The sequence below is a fragment of the Achromobacter sp. genome (assembly GCF_049647645.1).
GTDB lineage: Bacteria > Pseudomonadota > Gammaproteobacteria > Burkholderiales > Burkholderiaceae_B > Achromobacter.
In genome coordinates, this window is sequence record NZ_JBARYB010000023.1 from 1 (window position 1) to 7408 (window position 7408).

General features: G+C 67.2%; 8 protein-coding genes. All 8 read right to left on the reverse strand.

Annotation, left to right across the window (positions count from 1 at the left end):
* Positions 1–384: lipoyl domain-containing protein (locus tag WBB14_RS02535; RefSeq protein ID WP_424238431.1), on the reverse strand; the 384-nt coding region annotated here is incomplete at its 3' end.
* A 63-nt stretch (positions 385–447) separates the two neighbouring features.
* On the reverse strand, positions 448–900 hold the full coding sequence (locus WBB14_RS02540) for a VOC family protein (RefSeq protein ID WP_424238432.1): 453 nt from the start codon (positions 898–900) through the stop codon (positions 448–450).
* A 28-nt stretch (positions 901–928) separates the two neighbouring features.
* A complete protein-coding gene (locus WBB14_RS02545; protein ID WP_424238433.1) occupies positions 929–3157 on the reverse strand; it encodes an alpha-ketoacid dehydrogenase subunit alpha/beta in 2229 nt (742 codons plus the stop codon).
* Positions 3158–3169: 12 nt separating this feature from the next.
* Positions 3170–3988: an ABC transporter ATP-binding protein gene (locus WBB14_RS02550; RefSeq protein WP_013392091.1), complete on the reverse strand. Its 819-nt coding sequence runs from the start codon at positions 3986–3988 to the stop codon at positions 3170–3172.
* Positions 3989–4024: 36 nt separating this feature from the next.
* Positions 4025–5107, reverse strand: coding sequence for an ABC transporter substrate-binding protein (locus WBB14_RS02555; protein ID WP_424238434.1), 1083 nt, complete (start codon positions 5105–5107; stop codon positions 4025–4027).
* Between the two features lie 69 nt (positions 5108–5176).
* Positions 5177–5986 (reverse strand): ABC transporter permease, encoded by an 810-nt coding sequence (locus WBB14_RS02560; protein WP_424238435.1) that lies wholly within the window; start codon positions 5984–5986, stop codon positions 5177–5179.
* Positions 5983–6795 (reverse strand): ABC transporter permease, encoded by an 813-nt coding sequence (locus WBB14_RS02565; protein ID WP_424238436.1) that lies wholly within the window; start codon positions 6793–6795, stop codon positions 5983–5985. The genes WBB14_RS02560 and WBB14_RS02565 overlap by 4 nt, the downstream gene beginning before the upstream one ends.
* Positions 6796–6874: 79 nt before the next feature.
* The coding region (locus WBB14_RS02570) for a zinc-binding dehydrogenase (protein ID WP_424238437.1) at positions 6875–7408 on the reverse strand (534 nt) is incomplete at its 5' end.

The following is a 7408-nucleotide window of genomic DNA, read 5'->3' on the forward strand; positions in this document are numbered from 1 at the left end:
GGCCTCTGCCGGCTGCACTGCTGGTTTCGACGCAGGCTGCGCCTGCGTGGCGGCGGGCGCAGCCACCGGCGCAGCGCCCGTGGGCGCGGCGGAAGCAGACTGCGCTGGCAAGGCAGCGCGCGGAACCGGCGCTGCCTCGCCTTCCATCTGGATTCTTGCTATCACCGTATCCGCGTTCACAATGCCGTCCACGGCAACCAGATGCTCCACCATGACCCCGTCATCGTGCGCAGGCACCTCGATGATGGACTTGTCCGTTTCGATCTCTACCAGCACGTCGCCCGCCTTGAAGGCCTGGCCCGGCGTCACGATCCACGCAACCAGGCGGGCGGCGTCCAGGGCCTCGCCCGTCGGCGGGACGACCATATCCAACATTCTCGTCATGCTTGTTCCTTCGAAATTCGATGCGCCCCTCGGGTTTTCGGGATGCCTTGTGCCAGCGCGGCGTCAGGCGGCCGGGTTCATGAATTGGATGAACTCGGTGATGGCGCCTTCGGGCTCCATCAGATAGAACACCTTGGTGCGTCCTTGCCGCATGACTCGCGGCGAGGACACGCTTTGGTAGCCGGCCTGCGTCGCCTGCTCGTACACGGCATCCACGTCCGCCACCTCGAAGGCCATGTGGCTGTAGCCGAAATCGCATTGGCGGCGCGGCTGCCTGTCGCCGTCGGGCGTGTAGTACTTGAACAGCTCGACCCGGTACCCGCCGTGGCGCAGCATGGCCCAGCGTATGGTCGCGCCCGGCAATCCGACCACTTCGCCCAGCGCCGGCTCGCAGCGGTGGTCCATTTCCCCCTCCAGCTCGAAGCCGAGGAAACCGGTGTAGAAATTCCGTGCGCGCTCGAAATCATTGACGCAGACAGCCGTATGGTGCGTGGCAAGCAATTTGTCTTTCAGCATTTGTCTCTCCCAGGCGCAAGCGCCTGCGTCAGCGTGAACCGCCGCGGCGGCTGTCCAGGGACCGCAACGCCGTCTCCACGGCCTGCGCATCCGCCAGCGCCGCGCGCTCCAGCACCTTGGAAACCACGGGCGAGGAATTGGCGCCCGTGACATGCACGATCTCGTGGTCCAACCAGTCGAACAACCGCGACTGCGCCTCGCTCGCCACCCGCGAGCCGATCGAAGTGCCGCGCGTGGTCTGCTCCACGATCATCAGCGCCTGAGTACGCTTGACGCCCGCCGCGATGGTTTCCCAATCGATGCCCAGCGGATCCAGCGTGCGCAGGTCTATCACCTGGGCATCGATACCGGTCCGTTCCGCCACCTGGCAGCAGACTTCGACCATGACGCCATAGGTCAGGATGGTGCAGCGCGCGCCGTCGCGCGCGACGCGGGCCCGCCCGATGGGCACGATGTAGTCCCAATCTGCGGCCGGCACCTTGTCCACCTGCTTGAACAGGTCGTTGTATTCCACCATCAGGACCGGATCGTCGCAGCGCAACGCGGCGTTGAGCAGCCCGATGTAGTCGTAAGGCCGCGACGGCGCCAGGATGCGCCATCCCGGGTATTGCGCGAACAAGCCGCTGGCATCCATGGAATGCTGCGAGCCGTAGCCGGTGCCGGCCGTGACCCGGCTGCGCACCAGCACGGGCACCGCGAACTTGCCGCCGAACATGTGGCGCACCTTGGCGATCTGGTTGAACAGCTGGTCCGCCGCCACCAGCGCGAAGTCGGGATACATGATCTCCACCACCGGGCGCATGCCATTCAAGGCCGCGCCCAGCGCCAGGCCGGTGAAGCCGTTCTCGCAGATGGGCGTGCCGATGAGGCGGCCCGGAAAATGGTCGCCGATGTCCTTGGTGGCGCCGGCCGTGCCTCCTTTCAGGCGATGCACGTCTTCGCCCAGAATGAAGATGCCGTCGTCGCGCTGCATGTTCAGCAGCATGGCGCGCGAGATCACGTCCTGGAACTTGGCGTCCGCCAGATCGGCCGGCGCCTGCTCCTCCAGCTCCACGGCGCGCAAGCCTTTCAACTCGCTCAGGTCGCCGCGGATGCCGCTGTCCACGCTGTCCGGGTCCGGCCACAGCTCGGGGCGGATACGCTGCGCGGCCTCGTCGCCGTAGTTCTCCAGCAGGCGGTCCAGCGCGCCGTCGATCAACTCGTCGGCGCGGCGCTCCAGGCGAGCCATGCCGGCGTCATCGATGAGGCCGAGCGACTTCAGCTGCGCCGGGAAGGTCGAGATGGGATCGCGCGCGCCCCAGGCCTCTTCCTCGTCCTTGTCGCGGTAGCGGAAGGCGCTGCCCTTCAGGGCGCCCGACTGGTGCAGATAGCGGTAGGTCTGGGCTTCCAGCAACACCGGCCCGCGGTCGCGGCGGATGATGGCGCGGGCCTCCTGCATGGCCAGGCGCGCCGCGACGACGTCCATGCCGTCGAACTCGATGGCCGGCACGCCCAGGGACAGGCCGCGCGCCGACAGGCGGGTCTCGCGGGTCTGCTCCGACACGTGCGTGGACACCGCGTACAGATTGTTTTCCACGAAGAAAATAGTGGGCGTGCTGTAGAGCGCCGCCAGGTTCATGGCCTCGTAGGCCGCGCCGCTCTGCATGGCGCCGTCGCCGAAGAAGGCCACGGACACATGGTCGCGTCCGCGCAGCTTGTCGGCAAAGGCGTAGCCCACCGCATGCGAAGGATTGCCGCCGACGATGGCGTTGGAGCCGTAGATGCCCGCCTCGGGATAGCGCAAGTGCATGGAACCGCCGCGCCCGCCGCAATAGCCTGGCGTCAGGCCCAGGATCTCGGCATAGGTCCGGTAGATCACGTCGCGGTGCGCGTCCAGCGTATCCGAGGCTAGCGGCGAATAATCCGCCGGCGTGGCGTGATTCAGCGCCTTGGCCAGGAACTGGTGGTGCATGCGGTGGGTGCCGTTGATCTTGTCCGCCGACTCCAGCACCGACATGACGCCCACGGCCGCCCCATCCTGGCCGATGCTGGAATGCGCCGGACCATGCAGGATGCCGGCCACGCTCAGCTTCAAGAGCTTTTCCTCGAAGCGCCGGATCAGTATCAGCTGCTCCAGCATGCGGACCATTTCACGCGGCTCGATGGCCTGCGCGTCCGCGGCGGTGGCGCTGAGCCGCCACCACGGCGTCTCGGTATGCAGGGCGGCAAGCCGCGAGGTCTTCGCGGCGGGCGCCGCGCCTTCATTGATATGCTTCATCGATGCTTCCCTTCAGTGGGCCGCGGCCAGGGCGGCGTCCAGCGGTTCGGTCTCCTGCGCGCGCAGCAGCTTCCAGATATGCGTGCGCAAATGCACGAACGCCTCCATGTCCATCACGTCCTCGATCCGCTCCATGCTGTCCCAGGCCTCGCGTTTGCGCACGTCGGCCACGTTGATGATTTCCTTGATCTGCCCCGGGCGGCCCGTCAGCACTACCACGCGGTCGGACAGGTACACCGCTTCCTCCACGCTGTGGGTAATGAAAAGCACGGTGCGCGGATTGAGCCGCGACAGCTTGACCAGCTCTTCCTGCATGACCACGCGGGTCTGGGCGTCCAGCGCGCCGAAGGGCTCGTCCATCAGCAGCACGTCGGGATCCAGCGCGTAGCTGCGCGCGATGGCCACGCGCTGCTGCATGCCGCCGGACAGCTGGTGCGGATAGGCTTGCTCGTAACCCGACAGGCCCATCAGTTCTATGTAGCGCGCCACCGTCTTGGCCCGAGCCTCGCGCGTGGCGCCCTTGCACTTCAGGCCAAAGCCGATGTTCTCGGTCACGGTCTTCCAGGGAAACAACGCGAATTGCTGGAACACGACGGCGCGGTCCGGACCGGGTTCCTCTACCTCCTTGCCGCCCACCCGCACGCTGCCAGCGGACGGAAACTCCAGGCCTGCCGCCATGCGCATCAAGGTGGTCTTGCCGCAACCGGACGGCCCGACAATGGAAACGAATTCCCTCTCGCCCACCTCGAAACTCACGTCATCCAGGGCCAGGAAGCTTTCCCCGCCCCGGCTGAACGTGCGCTGCACCCGCTCGAAAGTAATCTGACTCATGCTTGCGTTCCTTTATAGAGAGCCGCGGCCGCAGGCCTACTTCGCGACGTCGGCGACGAAGGCCCTGAGCTTGGGATCGTCCTGGATCATCTGCAGATACTTGCCCGTGACCATGGTCTTGGGATCGGGGATCTTCTTGACCACGCCCGCGGACACCATGAATTCCCCCACGCTGTTCCACCAGCCGACCATCTCCGAGGTACCGCCCGGGCCGGACGCGAACAGCTTCGTCTGCTCCGCCAGGTCGAAGGCGGGCCGGTCGCGCAACTCCTGCTCCAGGTACTTGTCCGGGAACTTCACGCCCACGCTGCCGAAGAAGGCTTTCAGGTACGCCCTCGCCTCTTCGGGATGAGCCCGCTGCCACGCCACCGCACGCAAATAGACCGCCAGGAAGCGGGCGACCTTGTCCGGATGCTGCTTGGCGAATGCGGGCGTCGTGAACAGGTAGCTGTGGATCGGCATCTTCAGTTCGGCGCCGGTGCAGATCACTTTTGCGCCGATGGCCTCCTGCAGGATGTAGGTGTTGGGCGCCCACACGGAAGAGATGTCGTACTTGCCGCTCATCACCGCGGCGTTGATGTCGGGCGGAGACAGGTTGACGAAACGATAGTCCTCGGGCTTGAGCCCGAACTTCTTGGACAGGCATTCGGCCGCGCCCCACTGGCCGGTGGAGTTGCTGGTGACGGGGATGGTCTTGCCCTTGAGCAGCGCGGGATTCTTCAGGTACTCGTCGGCCCGGTCCTTGGTGGCCATCAGCGTGATGATGGCGGCCTCGCCGTCGGCGATGCCTATGGTCTGCAAGCCATACTTCGACGCCCCCAGCAGCGACGGGATGTTGCCCGCCCCGCCCACGTCCCATGATCCGGACGCGCCCGCGGCGATTTCCAACGCGCCTGAGGCGAAGGTCGAGATCTCCGGCTTCAGGCCCACCTCTTGCCACCAGCCTTTCTCGCTGGCGATATACCACTCCAGCGCCCACCGCTGCGGCTGCTGGCCGATGCGGATGGTGAACAGCTCCGTGCCCGCGGGCGCGGCCTGGGCCGCCGCCTGTCCGGGTCCCCCCAGCCAGCACCCGATCACGAGCGCTGCCAAGGCCTTGAGGCCTTTGTAATGTGTCATCTGTCTCTCTCCAATGTGGAATGCCGCTACCTGCACTGCCTGCCAGTGATTCCTCCTTTTTCCCCGGGGTCAGCGCGACCAGTTGCGCTGCACCCGCCGCTGCAAGGCGCGCATGCCGTAGTCGATGCCCGCGCCTATCAATCCGATGGTGATCATTCCGCTGATCACGATGGCGGGTTCCAGATTGCTGCCGCCCTGCACGATCATGTAGCCCAGCCCGGTGGAGCCCACGATCAGCTCCGCGCCGATCAGCGACTGCCAGCCGAATCCCGCGCCAACCCGGATGCCGGCGACGATGTGCGCCAGGGACGCCGGCAGCAGGATCTCGGTCAGCGTCACCCAGCGCCCGGCCCCCAGCATCTGGCCGGCCTCGATCAGGGCGCGGTCGATCTGCTTGGCGCCGCGGTAGGCGTTCAGCACGCAAGGCGCGAAAGCCCCGGCAAAGATCACCAGCGTGGGCGACAGGAAGCCGGTGCCGAACCAGAAGATCGCGAACGGCACCCAGGCAATGGGGGGAATGAAACGGAACGCCTCGAACACCGGCGTCACCGCCCAGTCCAGGGCCTTGAAGCGCCCCATGAACAGCCCCAGCGGCACGCCCAGCAGGACCGCGATGGAGAAGCTGATCAGGAATTTCTCCAGGCTGGCCAGCAGATGCATCTGCAGCACCGAGCCCGCATAGGGTTCGCGCGTGTGCTCGGCCATGCTGCGCAACACCGTCAGCGGCCCCGGCAGGAAAGCCGGCGACACCAGGCCCAGGCCGGAGAGCAGCGCCCAGCCGCCAAACAGCGTGGCCAGGCCCAGGGCCGGCATCAGCCAGCGTTCCAGCACCCGGCGCGAGACGATGGCGTGGCCGCTGCCCTGGGCTGCCCTGTTCATGCTTTCCATGGCATCACCCTGCGTTCGACTTGCGCCAGCAGCGCGGACATCAGCATGCCCATGCCGGCCACGGCGGTCATGGCCACCACGATCATCCCCGAGTTCAGGTCGCGGGTGGCGATGATCAGCACATGGCCCAGGCCGATGAAGGAGCCGACCAGTTCCGCCGCCACCAGCACCATCCAGCAGGCCTGCAGCGAAGTCCGCAGGCCCGTGAAGATGGCGGGCAAGGCGCCAGGCACGATGACATCCAGCAGCATCCGGCGGCCGGCGGCGCCATTGACGCGCGCCGCCTGGATCAGCGTGTCGTCGATGTTGCGCACGCCGGTGTAGGTGTTGATCACGGTGGGCGCGAAGGCCGCCAGCCAGATCACGAAGACCTTGGCGCTGGTGCCCAGCCCGAACCACAGGATGGTCAGCGGAATCCAGGCAATCGGCGCTATCGGGCGGACGATCTGGAACACCGGGTTGACATAGGCTTCGACCAGCCGGCTCTGCCCCATCAGGATGCCCAGCGGCACGCCGGTCAGCGCCGCCGCCGCGAAGCCGTACAGCACCAGCCCGGTGCTGGCCGCGATGTGCTGCAGCAGCGTGCCGTCGGCGTAGCCTGCGCCCGCGATCTCCAGCAAGGCGTCCCAGGCGTCAACCGGCGACGGCAGTTGCACCGCGCTCAGGAGTTCCAGCGGACCCGTGGCCAGGTACCAGGCCAGCAGCAGCGCCGCGACCGATGCGCCGCTGACCAGCCAGCGCAGGGACAGGCGCCGACGTGCCGGCGCGGGCGGATTGGCGGGGGGGCTGACGACAGTCATGGCGGCGCTCCGGTCGAGCAGGGCCAGGGCGGCCGGGGCGCCGGCGACGGCGCGGGGGGAAAGCGGATGCCGGACCATGTCAATGCGTCCTCAGCACGATCTTGGCCGACGCCGCGCGACCGCCGTCCAGGTCGGAGAAGGCCTGCGCGCCCACTCCCAGCTCACGCTCCTCGACCCAGGACAGATCGCCGAAGACGCCTCGATGCAGCGCGTCCACGGTCGCCCACAGGTCGGCGCTGGTATAGGTGTAGGCGCCGATCAAGGTGATCTCGTCCAGCGTCAGCCGCCGCATGTCGATCTCGCTGGCCCAGTCCTGCAGGCCGATGTGCAGCATCACGCCGCCCGGTTGGACCGCGGCCAGCGCGGCCGGACGCGTGAGCTTGCCGCCCACCGCGTCCACCACCAGTTCATAAGCGCCACGCGCCGGAGCGGTCTCGCGCGGATCGAAGGCGATGCAGCCCGCATGCTTCTCTGCCGAGGCGCGCCGCAGCGGGTTGGTTTCGGCCAGGCTGACGCGGCACCCCTGGCTGCGCAGCAGCAGCGCCGTCAGCAGGCCAATGGCGCCGCCGCCCACCACCAGCGCCCGAGCCTCGGCTAGCGGGCGGAACAACGC